This window comes from Cutibacterium sp. KBN10P07758, from assembly GCF_050286205.1.
GTDB lineage: Bacteria > Actinomycetota > Actinomycetes > Propionibacteriales > Propionibacteriaceae > Cutibacterium > Cutibacterium acnes.
The window spans coordinates 137,364-157,423 of record NZ_JBNNQV010000001.1; the positions used below are offsets into that span (position 1 = coordinate 137,364).

Consider the following 20,060-nt stretch of genomic DNA (forward strand, 5'->3'; position numbering starts at 1 on the left):
GCTACGGCCCGCATTATTGTCACCGCACCGCAGCTCATGTCCGTCGTTAACGAGGAGCTCCCCGGTCACGAGGTCGTAGGTGGCGACCACTTCATGGACCGCCAGGAACTGTCGCGCCAGATCGCTACCGCTGATGCCATACTGACGAGCTTGTCCGATCCCCTCGACGCCGAGATGATTGGTCAAGGCAAGAACCTGAAGGTCATCGGTCAGTGCGCCGCTGGTTTTAATAACATCGACCTTGACGCCGCTAAGCAGGCTGGGGTTGTCGTCACATCGACCCCAGGCGTCCTCCACGAGGCCACTGCTGACCTTGCCTTCACGTTGCTTCTTGAGGTCACTCGTCGTACTGGCGAGGCTGAACGTTGGGTGCGTGCAGGCAGGGCTTGGCGCTACGATCACACCTTCATGCTCGGCGCTGGTTTACAGGGGGCTACCCTCGGCATTGTCGGTCTGGGACAGATCGGTGAGGCTATGGCTCGACGCGGAGCAGCCTTCGGCATGAATGTCATCTACAACGCCCGCCATGAGAAGGATGTCGCGGCGATTGACGCCGTCAATCTCAATACCCAGCCCACTCGTCGCGTCGAGCTCGACGAACTGTTCGCAACCTCCGACGTTGTCTCCTTGCACTGTCCACTCACTGATGAGACCCGTCATCTCGTCGACGCTGACGCCTTGGCTGCGATGAAGAAGACCGCCTACCTCGTTAATACCGCTCGTGGCGCCTGTGTCGACGAGGCTGCCCTGGTGGAGGCTCTTAAAACGGGTGCGATTGCTGGTGCAGGTCTGGATGTTTTCGAGGAGGAGCCGACGATTACTGCGGACTTGCTGACGATGGAGAACGTCGTGCTGCTGCCCCACCTTGGGTCGGCTGCGCTGCCGACCCGCGAAGCGATGAGTCGTCTGGCTGCTCGCAATATCGCCAAGGTCCTTGACGGTAAGCCGGCTGAAACCCCGGTGGAGTGATTCGTTCGCTCACAGCGTTGATGTGGTAGGCCCGGTTCTCGTTGGCGGAACTTCGTCGCAGAGAGCCGGGCTCAGCTGTGTTCTTTGACGTGAAGGAAAGCACGCAATGACGCGGTCAGAATTGTCTCAAGGCGTGTGGAAGTGGCTATTTCCGCAGTCCTGTTTTCTATATTTAAACAACCGATTAGTTATCTAAATCATGGCGTTGAAGACGGGGTCTTGTGACACGGAAATCGCGTTGTAGCGCGGTTTGCACGTCTGTTCTAGGGGGTGTGCACGAACATGCACGAAAGCCGTTTTCGGTGGTTGTTACACATCGCTTTCCCTAACCTTGTCACGTACCTGGCAACGGTGGCGGGGCATCGAGATCCCTGAGCCACCCCCCACACGCCGGATGGTTTCGAAGGGAGCATTCAATGAGGACCATGGACGCAGACGTCGTTGTCATCGGTGGCGGTGCCACCGGTGCGGGCGTCGTGCGGGACGTCGCGATGCGTGGATACCGCGCCGTCCTGTTGGACAAGGCCGACCTCGGCCAAGGAACCACCGGTCGTTACCACGGCCTGCTCCACTCTGGTGGACGATACGTCGTCTCTGACCCCGGATCGGCGACGGAATGCGCTGAGGAAAATGAGATCGTCACCCGGATCCACGCTGACGCCGTTGAGAAGACCGGCGGCTTGTTCGTGGTGACCCCAGAAGATGACTTGGAGTTCTCTGATCAGTGGGTTGAGGGAGCCAAGAAGTCCAAGGTTCCCTTCGAGGAAATCTCCACCGCGCAGGCCCTGCGTCGCGAGCCTCGTCTGAACCCCGGTATTAAGCGCGCCTTCGCCGTTCAGGACGGTTCGGTCGATGGCTGGCAGATGGTGTGGGGCGCCGCCCACTCCGCCATCGAATACGGCGCCAAAGTCATGACCTACACTGCCGTCACCGAGATCATTCGCGAGGGAGACCAGATCACCGCCGTGGTCGCCCACGACCTTAAGCACGACGAGCAGATCCGCATCGACTGCAAGTTCGTTATTAACACTGCTGGCCCGTGGGCGGGACGCATTGCTGAGCTTGTCGGTTGCTATGACGTTGACGTTGTGCCAGGCCGCGGCATCATGATCGCGATGAACCACCGCCTGGTGAACACGGTAGTCAACCGCTGTATCTACCCTGCTGACGGCGACATCCTAGTGCCGGTGCACACCGTGTCGATCATCGGCACCACCGACGTCAAAGCTGACGATCCGGAGCGGCTGGCCATTCCTCGCAACGAAGTGCAGCAGATGCTCGATTCCGGCGAGGCCCTTGTCCCCGGATTCCGCGATGCCCGTGCCGTACATGCCTGGGCCGGTGCCCGCCCGCTATTCAAAGACAAGCGAGTCTCTGCCACCGATACCCGCCACATGTCCCGCGGTATGAGCGTTCTCGACCACGGTTCTCGCGACGGTGTTAACGGCATCGTTTCCATCATCGGCGGCAAGCTCACCACCTATCGTCTGATGGCCAAGAACGTTGTCGACGTCATGTGTGAGCAACTTGGCGACGACCGTCCCTGCCGTACCGCAGACGAGGCTGTGCCCGGATCGACCGTCGGCAAGAACTACCTCATCACCCACCGTCTGGGCGAGAACGAAGAGCGTCGTGCCGGGACTGGTCTGGTCCGCGGTGGCGACCCGAAAACCGTGCCGTCATCGAAGAAGATTGACAACCAGGTCATCTGCGAATGCGAGCTCATGAGCCGCAAGATGTTCACCGATCTGCTAGCCGAGCAGCCCGACGCTACCTTCGACGACCTGCGCCGCCAGCTGCGTTTGGGTATGGGTCCCTGCCAGGGTGGCTTCTGCTCGATGCGCGCTACCGGAATTGCTGTTGAGGAGGGCACCATTGACGCCGAGCGCGCCACCGGTCTGCTGCGTCTGTTCCTCAAGAACCGGTGGATCGGATTGTGGCCGATTCTCTACGGCGAGCAGGTTCGGCAGACCGCCCTTGACGATTGGATCTTCCAGGGCACCTTCGACGTTGAGCACCTTCCCACCCCGCAGCAGGAGGTTGAGCTGTGAGCACCGCAACCGTTCCCACTAAGTCGGTTACTGCCGACCGTTTCGGCGCTCAGCACGTCGTCGTCATCGGATCCGGCCTCGCCGGCCTAACCACCGCCCTGCGCCTGCGCCGCGGTGGCGCCCGGGTGACCCTCGTCACCAAGGGCGTCGGCGGCCTGCAGTTGGGTCAGGGCACTATCGACATCCTCGGCTACACCCCGGATCGCGTCGAGAAGCCCTACCAGGCTGTCCAAGAATTCGCGTCCCAACACCCTGCGCATCCCTACGCCAAGATCGGCGTTGAAGCCGTGAAGGAGGGCATCGACTTCCTGCGCGAGGTTGTCGGTGACTCCTACCTGCTTGGTGACGGGGAGGCCACGATCAACGTGCCGACCGCCGTCGGTGCGATTCGTCCCACGGCCCTAGTCCCGCCGTCGATGATCAACGGCAATCTTAAGGACGGTGACAAGGTCGTTGTCATTGGGTTAGCCCAGTACAAAGACTTCCACGCTGGTCTCATCGCTCAGAACATCAACCGCACAACGCTGCCTGGCGGTGGCCATGCCTCCGCCCGCGCTGTCGTGGTCGACTTTGAGCCCCGCGAGGGCGAGTACGACGCCACCGGCTTGGCGATCGCTCGCTCCCTCGACGATGCTCGTACCCGTCGAATGCTGGCTGAGGGGCTTAGGGGATTCGTCAATCCCGGTGAGATTGTCGCCTTGCCGGCCGTGCTCGGCATCGATAACCACAGCGAGGTCCTCGCTGACTTCAAGAAGATCCTCGGCGCCGAGGTGTTCGAGATCGCATCCCTGCCACCCTGCGTGCCCGGCATGCGCCTCAACAACAAGCTTGTTGCGACCGCTAAGAACGAGCGTGTTGACTACGTGCTTGGTTCGAAAGTCACCGGCTGCACGGTGGCCGACGGCAAGGTTGTCTCCGTGACCGTCGGAACCGCTGGTGCCGGCAAGGAGATCAAGGCTGACGCCGTCGTCCTCGCTGGCGGTGGCTTCGAGTCCGGGGCCCTCAAGCTTGACTCTCACGGCCACCTGCATGAGACCATCCTCGACCTGCCGGTCACCATGCCGGAAGGCGTCAAGGAGGAGGATCTCATCCACGGTGATTACTGGGGTTCCCCACAGCCGCTCTTCCTGTGCGGTGTTGAGGTCGATGAGACCATGCTCGTCACCTACCAGGGTAAGCCCGTCCATTCCAATGTCTACGCCGCCGGCGGCGTGATCGCCGGTGCTACCAGGTGGCAGGAGAAGTCGGGTGAGGGTATCGCCCTCGGCTCGGCCATCAAGGCTGCCGATGCCATCCTGTCGTCGGTCGGGGCAGGCGCCGCGACCAAGGAAAGGAACTGATCATGGGTGTTATCGAGGAGACATTCGCCGGACACGAGGTCTCGCGCCAGTCGCTCGACGCCTGCGTCAAATGCACTATCTGCGAGACGATGTGCCCGGTCGCCAAGGCCACCCCGCTCTACACCGGTCCGAAGTACAACGGCCCGCAAGGCGAACGCTACCGTGACGGGGCTTCCGTTGACCACTCCCTCGAGTGGTGCAACTTCTGCGGCATCTGCACCTTGCACTGCCCGCAAGGGGTGAAGATCGCGGAGCTCAACGAACAGGCCGCTGCGAAGATGAAGCACCAGAATGGTGTTCCGTTGCGTGACCGCCTCATTCCGCTGACCACTCTTGAAGGACGTGTGCTGTCCCCGATCGCCCCGCTGGCTAACTGGGGCCTCAATCAGAAGCCGATCCGCATCGCCGTCGAGAAGATCATCAAGGTCCATCGTGATGCCCCGATGCCGACCGCTCAAACGGAGACTCTCAGCAAGTGGATGCGCCATCACAAGCCCGCCAAGCCAGCTACCAAGGGTCCGATCGTCTTCTTCCAAGGCTGCGCCGGCGGTTACTTCGAGACCGAGACCTCCAAGAAATCTATCGAGGTGCTTGAGCACCTGGGCTATGAAGTGCTCGTCCCGAAGCAGGGCTGTTGCGGTCTGGCTAAGCAGTCGAACGGTCTGTTCGAGGGTGCCACCAAGGACATCCTCAGCCTGTGCGACAAGATCATCAGCCTCGGCAAGGGTCTGACAGTCGTGTCCTCGTCCGGCTCCTGTGTCGGCATGATGAAGCACGAGGCTCACGAGATTATGGGTGTTGACGATCCTCGGCTGCACGATGTGTCGGTGCGTTCCCGGGACTTTTCAGAGTTCCTCATGGACGAGTACCGCAATGGTGAACTCGACACTTCGCAATTCCGTTCGATCGACATCACGGTTCCCTATCACCAGCCCTGCCAGGTCAAGAGCCAGGGCATGGGATTCCCAGCGGTTCAGCTCATGGAGCTCATCCCGGGTGTCAAGGTGCTGGAGTCTAACGAGCCGTGCTGTGGCATCGCCGGTACCTACGGTCTGAAGGCCGAGCGCTATGAGGTCGCTCAGAGGATCGGTGCGGGTGTGTTCAAGCACATGCAGGATCACAACGAGGGCGTTGGAGTGTGCGATACCGAGACGTGCCGTTGGCAGATTTCCAAGTCCTCGGGTGTCAAGATCGTGCATCCGGTGTGGCTGCTGCACCACTCGCTCGGGCTGTCGAACAACCTGCTCGACTGATCGAAACCTGCTGGACCTTACCGCTCTTCGATGGCGTGAGGGTTCAGCTTCGCCGGACCTCCTGCGATCCGGAGTCGGCCGGGACCTGCTGTGGGGGCGGGCCCCGGCCCTTTCACGTGCTGCTGCGATGTCGGGCGCAACTTCCGGCTGGGGTCGCCGGCCGGCCGTCGAGGGTCGTCTTGCCGTGGCTGGTCAAAAATTGCCGGTTCGAGGCGGGTCCGATCACTGCTGTGATGTGGCCTGTTGTAGGTCGGGATTTTTTGTCACCGGGGGGTGGGAGGGCACGGCAGGTCAGGGGGTGCTGACCTTGCGACCGTTGTGGCTTATGTTCGGGGGCCCGAGACCGTGGGGTCCTGGGGAATCCACCACCGCCAAGGGGCGTCAATGTTGCGGCTGATCCCTACTCGCGGGCCCTGTCGGAATTCGGCAATCTCCGGTGCGGGTTCGAGGCGCCAGCCCAAGGCAGATATCGCACCATTGCCGATGATGCTCACCGGGTTTCCAGACTCTTCGAGACTGGCACCCAAAGCTGACCCCATATTTCCTGGTCCGCAGGCAAGGCGGTTCTCGGCGACGTTCCCGCGACGCCGACGAGCATCATCGTGGCCTGCTATGACTTGCCCGCCACGCAGTAGCACGGCAGATGCCTCCCCGTCTGGTGAACACACGAGGTTCACGCAGCGATGCATGCCGTAAGACAAGTACACGTATATGTGAGAAGGCGGCCCGAACATCACGCGGGCGCGCGGGGTTGGCCCACGAAAGGCATGGGATGCTGGGTCGTCGAGTCCCATGTACGCCTCGACTTCGGTGAGACGGATCCCCACCGGGCCGCGCCAGATCGTTGCCCCGAGTAGGAGCGGGGCGACCTCGATAGCGGGAGCCGAGAGGTCGATCATGCCTTGGTGTCGCACAGGAAGTGGCACGCAGTGCAGGTAGCGGCGGTCACGGTGATGACCGCTGGCCAAGCACCGATCTTCTTTGCCAATCCGTGAGAAGCTCCGAAAGCTGCCAGGTAGGTTGCGCCCAGCAGGCCAGCAATCGTCGGTCCGCTCTTAGCGAGCCAGGTGCGGCCAGCCCAGCAGCCAGCAGCCGCGAGCACGGTTCCGCCCAGTGGCCGGACCCCGGTAGTGCGAGCAGTGAGCCATCCTCCGACGAGCCCGAGGCCGGCCACCTCGGCGGTGTTGACGTTTTCTGCCCTGTTCAGCTTCATGCCCCGAGTCTAGCTGGGCGGCTTAGGACGCCCGGGTAAACCCCGATTCGGGTCGAGATCGTCAGTCGCCTTAAGGTGTCGCGAACCGCCCATCTTCTAGACGTACTGGTGCCCGGTAAGCCGAGGGCGAGTGTGTTATCGAAGGATCACAGCGTAATGACGACTTTTCCGATCATGGCACCGGACTCGACGGCTGCGGTGGCTTCACGCACATGCTGGGCTGTCAGACCCTCGATATGGCGGGTCATCGTCGGACGGATCTGCCTCTTCTCGACGAGGTCGGCGATGCTGGCCAGTGCCCGGCCTTGTTCGGCGACGTCGGGCGTCGCGAACTGTGGACGGCTGAACATCGACTCGCTGGTCACCGTTAATGACTTTGACTTGAAGGCCATGAGATCGAATGAGTCGGTTCCGTCGATCATGACCAGATGTCCGAACGGTGCGATGATCTCAGCCAAAGTCGATGCTGGTGGCGTATAAGCTGAGAGAATGCCGTCGAACCCGGTGATGCCGAAGTCGTTGACCTGCGGGGCGAGCGGTTCACGATGGTTAATGATTCCGGTGGCTCCCATATCCTGACACCACTGTGCACTCTCTGGGCGCGAGGAGGTCGCAACGACCGGCCCGCTGGTAATAGCACGAGCTAGTTGGATGGCTGCCGACCCGACGCCACCAGCGCCGCCGATCATGAGGAAGGCTTTGTTACTGCGTTCTTCGGGGGTACCCAGACGGATGTGGTCGATGAGGGCTTCCCATGATGTCAGAGCAGTGAGTGGCAGGGATGCGGCCTCGGCGATAGATAACGATGGCGGGCGTTTCGAAACGATCCGCGAGTCAACCAGGGTGAATTGCGAGTAGGTGCCGGGACGATCGCGGTTTCCGGAATGCCACACCTCGTCACCGACGCTGAAACCGTTGACCTCCGATCCGGCTGCGCGCACGACGGATGCAGCGTCAAACCCCAGCACGCGGGGATGCGAGAGCGTTCCAGCCTCCTTACGCAGCTTGATGTCGATGGGGTTGACCGAGACGGCTTGGACCTCAACGAGCAGGTCGTGCGGGCCCGGCTCCGGTATTGGCAGGTCAACGTCAACGAAACATTCGGGATCGGAGACCGGCAGGGGCCCGGTGATGGCGACGGCGTGCATGCTTTCCATGACCCCACGGTAGTGCCGACCGGGTTGCTTGGGTACCGCTGTTAGCGCTGCATGTCGACGAAACGCGAGTAGTGGCCTTGGAACACCACTGGCACGGTCCGTGTCGGCCCGTTGCGGTGCTTGGCGACGATGATATCGGCCTCGCCGGCGCGCGGGGACTCTTTGTCGTAAACGTCCTCTCGGTGCAACAGGATGACGACGTCAGCGTCCTGCTCGAGTGACCCGGACTCGCGCAGGTCACTCATCATGGGTTTCTTGTCGGTGCGCTGCTCGGGGCCACGGTTGAGCTGGGAAAGGGCCACGACAGGGATCTCGAGCTCCTTAGCCAACAGTTTGATCTGGCGAGAAAACTCCGAGACTTCCAGCTGACGCGACTCCACCTTTTTGCCGGAGGTCATGAGCTGCATGTAATCGATGATGACGAGCTTGAGGTCGAATTTTTGCTTCATCCGCCTTGCTTTGGCGCGGATTTCCATCATCGTCAGGTTAGGGGAGTCATCGATGAACAACGGTGCTGACGAGATCTGTGTTGTTTTGTCGACCATGCGCTGCCAATCCTCTTCGGACAGGCGCCCCGCACGCATCCGGGACAGCTCGATCCCTGCCTCGGCAGATAGCAATCTCATGACGATCTCGTTGCGCCCCATCTCGAGGCTGAAGATTGCAGCTGCGAGATGGTTCTTGATCGCGGCGGCGCGGGCAAAGTCGAGGGCCAGAGTGGATTTTCCCATGGCCGGACGGGCGGCGACGATGATCATCTGGCCGGGCATGAACCCGTTGGTGAGCTCATCAAGGTCGGTGAACCCAGTAGGAATGCCGGCCATGGCGTCGCCGCGAGCCTCAATGGCCTCAAGCTCGTCAAAGGTGCTCTCGAATAATTCCGAGAGTGGGTGGTATTCCTCACTGGTTTTGCGGGTGGAGACGTCGTAGAGGGTCTGCTGGGCGGCGTCGACGATGTCGGCGACCTCTCCTTGTCCCTGGTAGCCCATCTGAGCGATGCGGATTGACGCTTCGACGAGGCGACGAAGAACGGCTTTCTCGGCGACAATCTTGGCGTAGTATGCCGCGTTCGCGGTGACGGTGACATTGGTTAGCAATTCTGCGAGGTACAGGCGTCCGCCGGCTCGCTCGAGTTCGCCGCGGCGATCTAGTTCATCGGCGGTGGTGACGGTGTCGGCAGGGTCGCCGCGACCGTATAGATCGGTGATGGTGTTGAAGATGAGCTCGTGTCCAGGGCGGTAGAAATCGACGCCCTTGATCTCTTCGACGACGTCGGCGATGGCGTCTTTGGAAGACAACATGGCACCTAGTACGGACTTTTCGGCGTCAATGTCCTGGGGAGGGTTACGGTCCAAGGACGGGCCCGGCTCGGCGGGTGCGCTGGACATGGCGGCTCCTTCACGGCTGACAGGGGGCTAGTGTGCCACGTTTTTAAGTACTCCCGGATAAGAGTTATCCACAGGTCTTGTGGGTAATGCCTGGATGGATGTGGACCGCCTGGGGATAACGTGTGGATAACTCGGTGGATCGGGGGATATGCCGTGGAATACTATCTAGTAACTACCCTTTGACTAGGGGTTATAGTCGCTGTGTGAGTTATTGGACGAAAATTTTCGGCGTGTCGCGGGGGAGACGGTGTTCGGCTGGGATGTGTACAAGTAGGGTTTGAATGCGACGTGAGTGCCATCTAGCGACACGTTATCCACAGGGGCTGTGGATATGGATGGTGGCCTCCGGAGCGGGTTAGATGGTCCGTCAAACCATCGGCAGGCCCGGCGAGTGTGACGTGAGGTCACCGGGAGATTGCGCCCTTGTCTGAGATACCCCCTCGGGGTACTCTCTGGTGCAGAGGAGGATGCATGACCAACTCGGGTGACGGCTGTTGTGCCCCTGGCGGTGACCATGTCGCGGGGGATCATGACGTCGAATCTTCGGCGCCTGGGGAAACCTGCGGGGCATGTGGTTGTAACCACCCCCAGCATGGATACCTCGGGCATAAGGACATGCACCTGCGCCGTCTCAAGCGGATCGAAGGGCAGGTGCGCGGCCTGGAGCGGATGGTTGATGAGGAGAAGTACTGCATTGATATTTTGACTCAGGTCTCAGCAGTCACCTCAGCACTCAAATCCGTTTCCTTGGAACTGCTCGCTGAGCACATGAGCCACTGCGTTGCTCGTGCGGCACAAGCTGGTGGGCAGGAGGCCGAGGATAAAATCGCCGAGGCTAACCAGGCCATTGCCCGCCTCGTCAAAGCCTGATGGCAAGCACACTTGGAGGAACAATGCACAAGACCTACACCATCAATGGGATGACCTGCGAGCACTGCGTCAAGGCGATCACCGAAGAGGTCTCGGCCCTTGACGGCGTCGACAACGTCACTGTCTCCCTCGAATCAGGCTCAATGACGATCGACTCGGCTGAAGAGATCCCCTTTGGCAAGGTCGCCGATGCCGTTGATGAGGCCGGAGAGTACACCGTTGCCGAAGCCTCATCTCTTGATACTGCCGGTCACCCCGGTGGTCAGTGCGGCTGTGGAGGTCATGGCCACGCCGGGAAGAAAGCTGAAGGATCGGGTTGCGGCTGCGGCGGACACCAGCACTCCGAGGAGGCTGCTGCTAAGCATGCCGAGCACGCTAGTAAAGGCGGCTGCGGCTGCGGCGGTCACCAAGCCTGAGCCATTAGTCTCCGTTGAGATCTTGACGTCGGGCCCCGGGTTCGGACCGCATGACGCCGTCAGACCCCGACCCCCGACGTTGACTTTCCCTACAACCCACCGGCCTCCTGGATCGCTGGGGCTGCCGGTAAGAGAGCCGGTAACCCCCGACATCCCGGATTCCGGTGGGTCGTCCACGAAGGAAACACATGTCTACCCCGACTCACCCCGACGCGCAGTCTGAGCTGAAGGACGCGACGGAACCTACCTCCATCAACCTCGACATCACAGGTATGAGTTGCGCATCGTGCGCCGCCCGCATCGCCAAGAAGCTCAACAAGGTTGATGGGGCCCAGGCCACCGTCAACTACGCGACTAGCAAGGCCCATGTCCTCACCACCAAGCCTATTGAGGTCGACGATCTCATCGGGGTGGTCGAGGCTGCTGGCTACGGGGCTAGTGTCCCCACGCCGGCCGCACCACCCGAGGACCACGCGGCGAAAATTCGCGCCAGACTGATCGTTGCCATCATTCTCGCGGTGCCGGTCATGCTGCTCTCGATGATTCCAGCCCTGCAGTTTGACGGATGGCAGTGGCTGGCGCTTGCTCTTAGCCTCCCGGTCGTCTTTTGGTGCGGGGAGGGTTTCCATCGCGCCGCCTGGACGAACCTGCGGCATGGCGCAACCTCAATGGACACTCTCATTAGCCTCGGCTCTTTGGTCTCGTTGGGGTGGTCTGTCTGGGCGCTGATGTGGGGCAGTGCTGGACATGTCGGTATGCGCCACCGCATGACATGGGCCCTGGAGCGCACTGATCCTTCCTCTGCCCTATATCTGGAGGCATCAGTCGGCGTTATTACCTTTATCCTCATTGGGCGGTGGATTGAGGCCCGTAACCGCGCTGAGGCCGGATCGGCCTTGCAAGCGTTGCTACGGATGGGCGCCAAGTCGGTGCGGATGATCCGTGACGGGCAGGAGGTCACCGTCCCGATCGAGGCCCTCACGGTGGGGGATCACTTCGTAGTGCGGCCGGGGGAGAAGGTCGCCACCGATGGTCGGGTTGCTGAGGGAAGCTCAGCGATCGACGCGTCTCTTGTTACCGGGGAGTCATTGCCGGTCGAGGTGGCGGTCGGTGACGAGGTGATCGGCGCCACCGTTAACACCTCTGGACGGCTTGTTGTGGAGGCAACCGCCGTTGGTTCAGATACCGAGCTGTCTCGCATCGCCACCCTTGTTGAGGCTGCTCAAACCAGTCGCTCTAAGACCCAGGATCTCGCCGACAAAGTCTCGTCGATTTTTGTGCCGACAGTTTTGATCATCTCGGCCCTGACGATGATTGTGTGGGCTGTATTGGGTCAGGGGGTCACGGCGGCTTTCACCGCTGGGGTGGCGGTTCTCATCATTGCGTGCCCCTGTGCCCTGGGCTTGGCGACCCCCATGGCCCTGCTTGCTGGCACGGGTCGCGGTGCCAGGTTGGGAATCGTTATTAAAGGTGCGGGGTCCCTGGAAAGGGCCCGCGGTATCGACGTTATGGCGATGGATAAGACCGGCACCCTCACCACTGGCCGGATGGCCGTAGTCGCGGTGTGGGATGAATCTGGACGTGTGGTGAACATTTCTGACAACCCACCTGCACTTGCTGTTACAGCAGCGCTTGAAGTGGGGTCGGAGCACCCGATTTCGCGGGCCATCGTTGAGGCGTGCCCAGGTGTGGCCCCCGCCGAGGACTTTCGGGCTCTGCCTGGCCTTGGGGTCAGTGGGACTGTGAACGGGTTGCCGGCCAAGGCTGGGCGGGTGTCGCTTTTTGACGCCATCCCTGACACGTTGTCGAAAAATGTCGAGCGAGCCCAGGCTGAGGGCCGTACGGTGCTTGTGGTGGGGCGAGGCGACGACATTCTCGGTGCCATCGCGGTGAGCGACGAGATCAAGCCGGAAGCTGTCGTTGCGGTGAAGCGGATGGTTCAAGCTGGCGTGCGCCCGGTGCTGGTGACGGGTGATAATTCCGGCGCTGCAGCTCACGTGGCGTCAGAATTGGGCATTGACGAGGTCATGAGTGAGGTCATGCCCGCGGACAAGGTCGACGTTGTCACTCGGCTGCGTTCGGACGGCTCCCGCGTCGCGATGATGGGGGATGGGGTCAATGACGCTGCTGCCCTCCAAACGGCAGATTTGAGCATCGCTATGGGAACTGGCGCCGATGTCGCTATTGCTGCCAGCGACATCATCTGTACCCGAGGTGATCCGCGTTTGGCGGTTGACGCCCTGTCTCTTGCTCACGCCACGGATCGCACGATTCGCCAGAACTTGTTCTGGGCCTTCGCTTATAACGTGATTGCTATTCCGGTCGCCGCCGTGGGCTTGTTGAGCCCGGTTATCGCGGCTGCGGCAATGGCCTTTAGCTCGATCTTCGTTGTCACGAACTCGATGAGGCTGGTGCGTTGGCATCCTGGGATGAGCGATTCAAACTGAGAACCTGGGATGGGTCCACCGCCGGGGTCTCGTCAGGAGAATGGCTTTATAGCACGGTTTCCACGAAGTCTGGGGCCTCGGCGACGTCGATGTGATCCGCGCCGAGCATGCGTTCAAAACGAGCGAATCTTAAGTTTCTCAGCAAATCTTTGGATTCTCCGGATGATCTGCTCTATGGTGTTGCCCGTGCCTTCCACCGGAGGTACGTTGGCGCGTGCCAGTGTGGCTGACGCCGATCTCCGTACCGGGCCCTCGAGCCCCCGATACTGAAATGGTCGAATGTCGAAAGTTGTAGCTTCCGCGATTGCCGGGGCCCTCAGCCTTACCTCGGCTGGCGGCCTGACGATGGTCCAGGCACTTGATCGAGATACCGTGACCTTCTCCGTGGACGGAGTCTCCCAGCAGGCCAAGGTTAAGCCAGGCACGGTCAAGCAAGCTCTCGCCCAGCAGGGGATTACAGTTGGCCCGCACGACGATGTGCAACCCTCGCTGGATTCTGAGATTCACGGTGGCCAGGTCATCACCGTTAACTACGGTCGCCGTGTCGTGGTCACTATTGACGGTAAGAAGGTGGTCCGTTGGACCACGGCTAAGAACGTGGCCGAGGTTTTGGCTCAGCTGAACCAGTCAGATCCTGACAACCTCGTGTCGGTGTCGCGTTCACTGGATATTTCGCGTGCCGGGCTGTCCTTCTCGATGCAGACGGCTAAGGATGTCACGGTCACCATCGGTGGCAAAACTCAGAAGATTACCGCGGTTGGAACCGTTGCTGACGCCCTCAAGGCGGCGAAGGTCGAGGTTGATTCGAGCGATGCCGTTAACCCGGGTCTGGGTACGCCACTGTCCGATGGCATGAAGATTACCCTGACGATGGTTGACCAGAAGTCTCAGAAGCGTCGTGTCGCCGTGCCCTTCTCCACCAAGAAGGTCGAGGACTCCAGCCTGCCCAAGGGCGAGATCAAGGTCATCACTAAGGGTGTCAACGGCATCAACGAGGAAACCTGGACCGTCGTCTTTAAGGACGGCAAGAAGGTGTCCGAGAAGAAGGTTTCCAGCAAGGTCGTCAACGCCCCTGTGACCCAGGTCGTCAAGGTTGGCACTAAGACTGCGTCGTCGAGTTCTCCTTCGACGCGTTCGTCCTCCGCCTCGCACCGTTCGACAGCATCTCAGTCGTCCGATCCGGTGACCAGTGGTACTACCTGTTTGGCATCTACCTACGGTGAGGGTGACGGTACTGCTGGTGGCCCTACTGCTTCCGGTGAGACCTTCGACCCGTCAGCCTTCACTGCTGCGTCGAAGACCCTTCCGCTTGGATCGACTATCCGCGTCACGAACGTCAGCAATGGTCGTACTGTGACTGTGCGCATTAACGATCGCGGTCCTTACGTCGGCGGACGGTGCCTTGATCTTTCAACGGCCGCGATGAACGCTATCGCTCCCGGACAGGGTCTGGTGACCGTCCGCTACAGCTGATTACAGCCTGTTTGACGGCGCTTGGTGTGCTGCTGCGGCAGCCCTGAGTCGTTCGCACCAAAGAGACGCCTCATTCGATGGGAAAGCACACGTCGCAGACCGGTTCCTCCATGCCGGTGGTGTCCCAGTCGGCCCAGTAGGCCTCGCGTGGTGCGGCGCTGCGCACTAGCCCAGCTTCTTCAAGCCAGGCGTCAAAGGCATCGTAGATTTCATCGATGTCGGGGTATTCCAGTTCGGCTTTGGTAACGGTGACCCACGCTTCCCGATGGGCCTCAACGGTGCGGACAGCGACGTCAAGGGGGAGCACAGCGTCATCGATAGTGCCTCGGATCGGCTGGCATACCTCGACGGTTCCGTCATGTTCGGCAGTGAGACCATCGTGGTAAATGACAAACGGGGAGGCTTTGCCGAGGGTGGGATCACCTGGGGCAAGGCGCTCAAGAATCCCAAAGGCTTCGTCCATGAAGGGGCCGAGCTCATCAATGGACACCACCCGGGTCATCGAAATGACCCGGCAGGCCTCGACCTCCCTGATATTGACCGGGCGATCCATTATTGACCTCCGTTTGGCCGAGGTGGCTCAGCCGGCTCCTTGCTTGTGCACGTCGAGTGGTTGGTGGATGCGGTGTCGCCGCTCTCGGAGGCCTGGCTTAGCGCGCGGTGGCGTCCGTATTCGTCAAGGGTTGGCATGCCGTAGGCGCGGGCGGTTTGGTCGTGCAACTCAATGACCTGGCGACGAATCCGTTCGGAGAATTGGTGGGCGATCTCGCCGGGAACAGGGTCCATAGGGTGTCCAATAGCCACGTGGACCGATGGGCGTCCTTTTGGTAACCCGGCTTGCTCGGACGGCATAGCCGCCCATGCTCCTACTAAAGCAATCGGGATAACCGGAACCCCACGTGAAATAGCCAATGCGGCAGCCCCAGGTTTGAAGGTGCCCATTGCACCGGTGCGAGACCGGGTGCCCTCCGGAAAGATCAGCAGGGGGACGCCATCTGTCAGCAGTGACCCAGCCATACCGCGGTGGGAACGGGGACTACGGGCACCTTGCTTACTTTTGCCTTTGCCTCGGTCGACCGGGAACGCGTTGAAGAAGAGCACCGGAGCGATGGCCTTCCACCAGGCGGTGAAGAAATAGTCAGCAGCGGCCCCGGTAGCTAGGTACTTTGACAGCCGCTTGGGAAGGGCCCCAAAAACGAGCGGCGCGTCGAGGTGGGAGGAATGGTTAGCGACGGCGACGTAGGCACCGTCGAGCCCGTCGAGGTTGTCGGCTCCGTGGACGCTCACTTTGACGACTTTCCACACCAAAGGACGCAGCAGAAGCATGTTCGCTGCCTGCCGCGTCGCGGCGGACAGATCATTGGTGTACCGGCCCCGGTCCTTAGTGGGTTTGACGCTGGCCATCTCAGGCCTCGCCTCCCGGAGTGTGTCGAGGGTGGTCGTCCTTGTCTCGAGACGAGGACAGAGTTCGTGACAGGAATCTCATAGCGGAACGTGGGGTATGTGTGGCCACTGCGATGAAGAACTTCCAGAGCGGGGTAGGAATGGATACTACCTTGTCATGGTCAAGGTCGTTGAGAGCCTCGCGTACCAGGACTTCGGCGTCGATCCAGAAAAAGTCCGGCAGATGGTTGGCGGTGACGTTGGCGCGTGAGTGGAATTCGGTGTGTACCCATCCCGGGCACAGCGCCATGGCCTTGACGCCGGTGCCGGCCAGCTCGTTGGACAGGCCCTCGGTGAAGGTGAGTACCCACGCTTTGATGGCGGAGTAATTGCCAGTGTTGATCCAAGCGCTTGACGAGGAAAGGTTGAGGATGGCCCCATGTCCGCGGGCCTTCATTGCCCGTCCTGCTGCTGCTGAGAGCACCAGGACTGCCCGCATCATGACCTCGACGGCGCGGTCGTGTAGTTCAAGGGCCTCAGGGTCGAGGATCTTGGCGTGCACTGCGAACCCGGCGTTGTTGACCAATAGATCGACGGGGTGGTTGGGGTCCTCCACCCGAGTGGTGATCTGGTCGACGTCCTCGCGGCGCGATAGGTCTGCTGCAATGGTCTCGACGGAAACCCCGTAACGGGCCTCAACGTCCGCCTTGATCGCGGCCATGCGCTCGGTATCGCGGGCGACGATGACGATGTCGTCGCCGCGGGCAGCCAGTTGGGTGACGAATTCGCGGCCGATGCCTGATGTTCCGCCCGTGACCATGCTCGTTGCCATACCGTCCAATCTACGGCACTGCGGGGATGGTCACCATCATCGCAGCGACTTTCGTCAGCGTTCCGTCATAACGAACGTCGGACAGTCGCTACCTCATGGCACAGTATCGACATGACGAAGTGGATCATTGGCGGTCATGTTGACACCGCTGACGCCGTAGCGCAGGCGGCAGCACGTGGAGCCGACATCGCTCAGATCAGCCTGGGCGATCCGAAGTCTTGGAAGAAGCCGGTGTGTGACTTTCCCGGCGGCTCGCTGGCGCTGCGGGAGGCCGCTGGGGAGGCTGGGCTGACGCTGGTTGTGCACTCTGCTTTCGTTATCAACGTCGCTTCCCTCAATAACCGTATCCGCATTCCTAGTCGCAAACTGTTGCAACAGACCCTTGATGCCGCTGCTGAAGTTGGGGCGATGGGGGTTGTCGTCCATGGTGGCCACGTGCGTGCCGGGGAGCCGATTGAGAAAGGTCAGGACAACTGGCGCAAGGCTATTGACGGCCTTGAAATGTCGGTGCCGCTATTTGTCGAAAACACCGCCGGTGGGGACAATGCGATGGCGCGGTTCCTGGAGAGGTTGTCGGGTACGTGGGAGGCCATCGGTGCCGCGTCAGGGCACGAGAACGTCGGGTTCTGTCTGGATACCTGCCACGCTTTCGCGGCCGGTCTCGACATGGCGAGTCTGGTCGACGATGTGCGTGGCATTACGGGTCGGATCAACCTGGTGCACGCTAATGATTCTCAGGGCGCTGTCGGGTCGGGGCGGGATCGCCACGCCAACCTGGGGGAAGGTCAGTGCGAGGCCGATACCCTCGTCGATGTCATCCGTGCTGCGGAGGCCCCGGTCGTCGTCGAGACCCCAGGGGAGGCTGAGGGTCAGGCCCGCGACATCGCCTGGCTGCGTGAGCGCTTGTGACCGGCGCCTGCGCGGGGTGATCGCAGCACATTACGATGGGGGGTTAGGTCGATACCGGTAAGGGAGAATGGTCATGGCAGCGAGCACACATCAGCCCGGTAGAGCTGAACTTGACCCGGCCGGGGAGCTTCTCGGTAAACCTGTACCGGGGGAGAACTTCATTGAGAGCCACCTCGCCCACATGTTCCGCGCCACGGTTGCCAACCACGGGTTCCGTCCCGCGACTCGGGTTCGTCAGGGCGGTCAGTGGATTATCCGCACCTATGCGGAGACTGGGCGTCGCGTAGCCGGGCTCGCCCGGGCCTTTGTCACTCCCGGGCTGCTCACCGAGGATGGCCTGCAGCGCGGGGATCGTATTTCTCTGTTCGCCGGTAATTGCCCGGAGTGGATCGAGGCTGATCTCGCGGGCATGACGATTGGCGTGATCCCGGTGCCGATTTACCCGACGTCGACCCCTGATCAGATTGTTCACATCGTCACTGATGCTGGGGTGCGTGTCATCATCACGGCTGGTCCCAAGGAGCTCGACCGTATTCTCGAGGCCCGCGATCAGATGCCCGGCCTTGAGACGGTGATCCTGATAAATCCGGCAGATCAGGTTGGTGATCATGACGGTTTGACGGTGCTGTCCCTGGAACAGGTGCGTCAGGCTGGGGTTTCGGAGGAGATACAGACGGTCGTCGAGGAGCGCATGGGGCAGTCATGCCCCGACGATGTTGCCGCGTTGATTTACACCTCGGGAACCACGGGTGAGCCCAAGGGGGTCATGATCAGCCATCGGGCCGCGTTGGCTGAGCTGCAGGCACTTGACGCCTTCTTCGACGTCACCCCAGCTGATCACTCGCTGAGCTTCCTGCCGCTCTCGCACGCCCTGGAGTGGGGATGGTCGATGGCGGTGATTCGACATGGTTGCCTCAATACCTTCGTGCCCAACCCGAAAACGATCTCGGCAATGTTGGCTGAGGTCCGCCCAACCCTTTTCGTCTCAGTGCCGAAACTGTACGAACAAGTCATGAGCGTGGCCCGTGAGAAGGTTTCTGATTCTCCGGCCAAGCTCAAAATCTTTGAGTGGTCAATACGGATTGGCCGCGAGTGGTGGCAAGCCGAGCAGGAGGGACGGCGCCCCAGCGTATCTTTGCGAGCGCGTCATGGGGTTGCCGATCGTCTCGTCCTCAAGGCCATCCGTGACGCCATCGGTGGACCCAAGACTGTGCTTGCGGCCGGCGGAGCTCCACTGCGCAAAGAGGTCGAAGAGTTCTTCGCCGCCTGCGGGCTGTTGGTGTGCCAGGGATACGGGCTGACAGAGGCCTCCCCGCTGGTGAGCTTCAACTCTCCAGGCGGATACAAGTTCGGCACTGCTGGCAGGCCGCTAGTGGGTAGTCAGATGACAACGACTGAGGACGGGGAGATTCTCTACCGTGGTCCCAACGTCATGAAAGGATATTGGAAGGCCCCTGAGGCCACTGCCGCAGCAATCGAAGATGGCTGGTTGCACACTGGGGATATTGGGCACATCGACGAAGATGGTTTTCTCGTCATTACCGATCGCCTCAAAGACATCATCGTCACCCTTAACGGCAAGAATATTTCGCCTCAGCCGATCGAGAATTCGCTCATGAAGGACCCCCTCTTCGAACACGCGGTGCTGCTGGGCGATAACCGTCCGTGCCTGACTCTGCTCGTTAAGCCGTCGCTGCCTCAGGTAGAAGAGTTGGCCGAGAGGTTGCATATCACCTCAATGACGGGCCCGGAAATGCTGCGTTCCGAGGAGCTAGCGGAGGAAATTCGTCGCCGGGTGGCCGAGATCACCGAGAAATTGCCTCATCAAGAGCAGATTCGTGATCTGCGAGTGTTGTGGGACGAGTTCACCACAGACAACGGACTGCTCACTCCAACCCTCAAGGTACGCCGACGTGAGGTGGAGAAGAGATTCACCGAGATCGTTGAAGAGATGTACGCGCGGCTTGCGGCCCGACGAAGGGCTGGTAAAAGAGACTCCAAGCACTGATTCGGGGGCGCGGGCGGGTTCGCTCGGCGTTGTTCCGTTGGCGCAGTGCGTCGGTGCGGTGCACCACGATCGGATCCATCTGCTGGGTGGTACCCGTGGAGCGTGTCAATTTTTGTCAGCACGAGGGCGGTCGCAGCACTACCGTGCTCCACCCTCGCCTGGGCCGGGGTTTTTCGTCGCCAGGTCATGGGCCCCGGTGACAAGGCCAGTAGTAGAATCTTGATGAGTGCCGACCCCGCTGAACAAGGTGGCTTTCCGGGCGCCCACGTCGCCGTGTGATGGCTCGGTGCCGGTGGGGCTACGCCGGCCATGGAGGTCGGCAGCAACCATTCCAGCGCTCGCTGGCAGCCG

18 protein-coding genes are annotated in these 20,060 nt (G+C 61.0%); 10 read left to right on the forward strand and 8 right to left on the reverse strand.

Features of this window, described 5'->3' with window-relative positions; translation table 11 throughout:
- The first annotated feature begins 36 nt into the window (after positions 1 to 36).
- From ACOYO3_RS00640 to ACOYO3_RS00655, 4 genes are all read left to right on the forward strand, one after another.
- Complete coding sequence (locus ACOYO3_RS00640; RefSeq protein WP_427305910.1) at positions 37 to 969, forward strand: 2-hydroxyacid dehydrogenase; 933 nt, start codon at positions 37 to 39, stop codon at positions 967 to 969.
- A 416-nt stretch (positions 970 to 1,385) separates the two neighbouring features.
- Complete coding sequence (gene glpA / locus ACOYO3_RS00645) at positions 1,386 to 3,020, forward strand: anaerobic glycerol-3-phosphate dehydrogenase subunit GlpA (protein ID WP_002516474.1); 1,635 nt, start codon at positions 1,386 to 1,388, stop codon at positions 3,018 to 3,020.
- Positions 3,017 to 4,360 carry a glycerol-3-phosphate dehydrogenase subunit GlpB gene (glpB, locus tag ACOYO3_RS00650; RefSeq protein ID WP_002516442.1) on the forward strand — a complete coding sequence of 448 codons (1,344 nt, stop codon included), beginning with the start codon at positions 3,017 to 3,019 and terminating at the stop codon, positions 4,358 to 4,360. The genes glpA and glpB overlap by 4 nt, the downstream gene beginning before the upstream one ends.
- A gap of 2 nt (positions 4,361 to 4,362) precedes the next feature.
- Positions 4,363 to 5,613 carry an anaerobic glycerol-3-phosphate dehydrogenase subunit C gene (locus tag ACOYO3_RS00655; RefSeq protein ID WP_002516460.1) on the forward strand — a complete coding sequence of 417 codons (1,251 nt, stop codon included), beginning with the start codon at positions 4,363 to 4,365 and terminating at the stop codon, positions 5,611 to 5,613.
- Positions 5,614 to 5,936: 323 nt separating this feature from the next.
- Here ACOYO3_RS00655 and ACOYO3_RS00660 read toward each other — a convergent pair whose 3' ends face one another.
- The 4 genes from ACOYO3_RS00660 to dnaB all read right to left on the reverse strand — a co-directional run bounded on the left by ACOYO3_RS00660 (position 5,937) and on the right by dnaB (position 9,371).
- Positions 5,937 to 6,512 carry a DNA-3-methyladenine glycosylase gene (locus tag ACOYO3_RS00660; protein ID WP_002516444.1) on the reverse strand — a complete coding sequence of 192 codons (576 nt, stop codon included), beginning with the start codon at positions 6,510 to 6,512 and terminating at the stop codon, positions 5,937 to 5,939.
- Positions 6,509 to 6,826 (reverse strand): hypothetical protein, encoded by a 318-nt coding sequence (locus ACOYO3_RS00665; protein ID WP_002516441.1) that lies wholly within the window; start codon positions 6,824 to 6,826, stop codon positions 6,509 to 6,511. Before ACOYO3_RS00665 ends, ACOYO3_RS00660 begins: the two co-directional genes overlap by 4 nt.
- A gap of 146 nt (positions 6,827 to 6,972) precedes the next feature.
- Positions 6,973 to 7,983 (reverse strand): zinc-binding alcohol dehydrogenase family protein, encoded by a 1,011-nt coding sequence (locus ACOYO3_RS00670; protein ID WP_002518500.1) that lies wholly within the window; start codon positions 7,981 to 7,983, stop codon positions 6,973 to 6,975.
- Positions 7,984 to 8,024: 41 nt separating this feature from the next.
- Entirely contained in the window at positions 8,025 to 9,371 is a 1,347-nt protein-coding gene (dnaB, locus tag ACOYO3_RS00675; protein ID WP_002516454.1) for a replicative DNA helicase, read from the reverse strand.
- Positions 9,372 to 9,986: 615 nt separating this feature from the next.
- Between dnaB and ACOYO3_RS00680 the strand changes: the two genes are divergently transcribed.
- The 4 genes from ACOYO3_RS00680 (at position 9,987) to ACOYO3_RS00695 (ending at position 14,577) form a co-directional block, all read left to right on the forward strand.
- The gene (locus ACOYO3_RS00680) at positions 9,987 to 10,241 is read left to right on the forward strand and encodes a metal-sensitive transcriptional regulator (RefSeq protein ID WP_002518499.1); all 255 of its coding nucleotides are present in this window, start codon (positions 9,987 to 9,989) and stop codon (positions 10,239 to 10,241) included.
- A gap of 23 nt (positions 10,242 to 10,264) precedes the next feature.
- Positions 10,265 to 10,657: a heavy-metal-associated domain-containing protein gene (locus ACOYO3_RS00685; protein ID WP_002514189.1), complete on the forward strand. Its 393-nt coding sequence runs from the start codon at positions 10,265 to 10,267 to the stop codon at positions 10,655 to 10,657.
- Between the two features lie 188 nt (positions 10,658 to 10,845).
- Positions 10,846 to 13,104 (forward strand): heavy metal translocating P-type ATPase, encoded by a 2,259-nt coding sequence (locus tag ACOYO3_RS00690; RefSeq protein WP_002524512.1) that lies wholly within the window; start codon positions 10,846 to 10,848, stop codon positions 13,102 to 13,104.
- A 279-nt stretch (positions 13,105 to 13,383) separates the two neighbouring features.
- Positions 13,384 to 14,577: a septal ring lytic transglycosylase RlpA family protein gene (locus tag ACOYO3_RS00695; RefSeq protein ID WP_002518139.1), complete on the forward strand. Its 1,194-nt coding sequence runs from the start codon at positions 13,384 to 13,386 to the stop codon at positions 14,575 to 14,577.
- Positions 14,578 to 14,647: 70 nt separating this feature from the next.
- Here ACOYO3_RS00695 and ACOYO3_RS00700 read toward each other — a convergent pair whose 3' ends face one another.
- From ACOYO3_RS00700 to ACOYO3_RS00710, 3 genes are read right to left on the reverse strand one after another with little or no spacing between them, the layout of a single operon-like run.
- Positions 14,648 to 15,130, reverse strand: a complete 483-nt coding sequence (locus ACOYO3_RS00700) for a GyrI-like domain-containing protein (protein ID WP_002516449.1) — start codon at positions 15,128 to 15,130, stop codon at positions 14,648 to 14,650.
- Positions 15,130 to 15,981, reverse strand: a complete 852-nt coding sequence (locus tag ACOYO3_RS00705) for a lysophospholipid acyltransferase family protein (protein WP_002516470.1) — start codon at positions 15,979 to 15,981, stop codon at positions 15,130 to 15,132. Before ACOYO3_RS00705 ends, ACOYO3_RS00700 begins: the two co-directional genes overlap by 1 nt.
- A 1-nt stretch (position 15,982) precedes the next feature.
- On the reverse strand, positions 15,983 to 16,792 hold the full coding sequence (locus ACOYO3_RS00710) for an SDR family NAD(P)-dependent oxidoreductase (RefSeq protein WP_002518159.1): 810 nt from the start codon (positions 16,790 to 16,792) through the stop codon (positions 15,983 to 15,985).
- A 111-nt stretch (positions 16,793 to 16,903) separates the two neighbouring features.
- Here ACOYO3_RS00710 and ACOYO3_RS00715 point away from each other — a divergent pair, with 111 nt between their 5' ends.
- Positions 16,904 to 17,701: a deoxyribonuclease IV gene (locus ACOYO3_RS00715; protein ID WP_002516464.1), complete on the forward strand. Its 798-nt coding sequence runs from the start codon at positions 16,904 to 16,906 to the stop codon at positions 17,699 to 17,701.
- Positions 17,702 to 17,768: 67 nt separating this feature from the next.
- Complete coding sequence (locus tag ACOYO3_RS00720; protein ID WP_002518498.1) at positions 17,769 to 19,709, forward strand: AMP-dependent synthetase/ligase; 1,941 nt, start codon at positions 17,769 to 17,771, stop codon at positions 19,707 to 19,709.
- A gap of 138 nt (positions 19,710 to 19,847) precedes the next feature.
- Here the strand turns inward: ACOYO3_RS00720 and ACOYO3_RS00725 are convergent, their stop codons facing one another.
- Entirely contained in the window at positions 19,848 to 20,039 is a 192-nt protein-coding gene (locus tag ACOYO3_RS00725) for a hypothetical protein (RefSeq protein ID WP_002518150.1), read from the reverse strand.
- Positions 20,040 to 20,060 lie beyond the last annotated feature (21 nt).

What these genes read in the sequence shown, in the direction of transcription:
- ACOYO3_RS00640 (WP_427305910.1), top strand. Translation starts at nt 37, where the DNA reads ATGTCCGTCGTTAACGAGGAGCTCCCCGGTCACGAGGTCGTAGGTGGC.
- glpA (WP_002516474.1), top strand. Translation starts at nt 1,386, where the DNA reads ATGAGGACCATGGACGCAGACGTCGTTGTCATCGGTGGCGGTGCCACC.
- ACOYO3_RS00655 (WP_002516460.1), top strand. Translation starts at nt 4,363, where the DNA reads ATGGGTGTTATCGAGGAGACATTCGCCGGACACGAGGTCTCGCGCCAG.
- ACOYO3_RS00660 (WP_002516444.1), bottom strand. Translation starts at nt 6,512, where the DNA reads ATGATCGACCTCTCGGCTCCCGCTATCGAGGTCGCCCCGCTCCTACTC.
- ACOYO3_RS00665 (WP_002516441.1), bottom strand. Translation starts at nt 6,826, where the DNA reads ATGAAGCTGAACAGGGCAGAAAACGTCAACACCGCCGAGGTGGCCGGC.
- ACOYO3_RS00670 (WP_002518500.1), bottom strand. Translation starts at nt 7,983, where the DNA reads ATGGAAAGCATGCACGCCGTCGCCATCACCGGGCCCCTGCCGGTCTCC.
- dnaB (WP_002516454.1), bottom strand. Translation starts at nt 9,371, where the DNA reads ATGTCCAGCGCACCCGCCGAGCCGGGCCCGTCCTTGGACCGTAACCCT.
- ACOYO3_RS00680 (WP_002518499.1), top strand. Translation starts at nt 9,987, where the DNA reads ATGCACCTGCGCCGTCTCAAGCGGATCGAAGGGCAGGTGCGCGGCCTG.
- ACOYO3_RS00685 (WP_002514189.1), top strand. Translation starts at nt 10,265, where the DNA reads ATGCACAAGACCTACACCATCAATGGGATGACCTGCGAGCACTGCGTC.
- ACOYO3_RS00690 (WP_002524512.1), top strand. Translation starts at nt 10,846, where the DNA reads ATGTCTACCCCGACTCACCCCGACGCGCAGTCTGAGCTGAAGGACGCG.
- ACOYO3_RS00695 (WP_002518139.1), top strand. Translation starts at nt 13,384, where the DNA reads ATGTCGAAAGTTGTAGCTTCCGCGATTGCCGGGGCCCTCAGCCTTACC.
- ACOYO3_RS00700 (WP_002516449.1), bottom strand. Translation starts at nt 15,130, where the DNA reads ATGGATCGCCCGGTCAATATCAGGGAGGTCGAGGCCTGCCGGGTCATT.
- ACOYO3_RS00705 (WP_002516470.1), bottom strand. Translation starts at nt 15,981, where the DNA reads ATGGCCAGCGTCAAACCCACTAAGGACCGGGGCCGGTACACCAATGAT.
- ACOYO3_RS00710 (WP_002518159.1), bottom strand. Translation starts at nt 16,792, where the DNA reads ATGGCAACGAGCATGGTCACGGGCGGAACATCAGGCATCGGCCGCGAA.
- ACOYO3_RS00715 (WP_002516464.1), top strand. Translation starts at nt 16,904, where the DNA reads ATGACGAAGTGGATCATTGGCGGTCATGTTGACACCGCTGACGCCGTA.
- ACOYO3_RS00720 (WP_002518498.1), top strand. Translation starts at nt 17,769, where the DNA reads ATGGTCATGGCAGCGAGCACACATCAGCCCGGTAGAGCTGAACTTGAC.
- ACOYO3_RS00725 (WP_002518150.1), bottom strand. Translation starts at nt 20,039, where the DNA reads ATGGTTGCTGCCGACCTCCATGGCCGGCGTAGCCCCACCGGCACCGAG.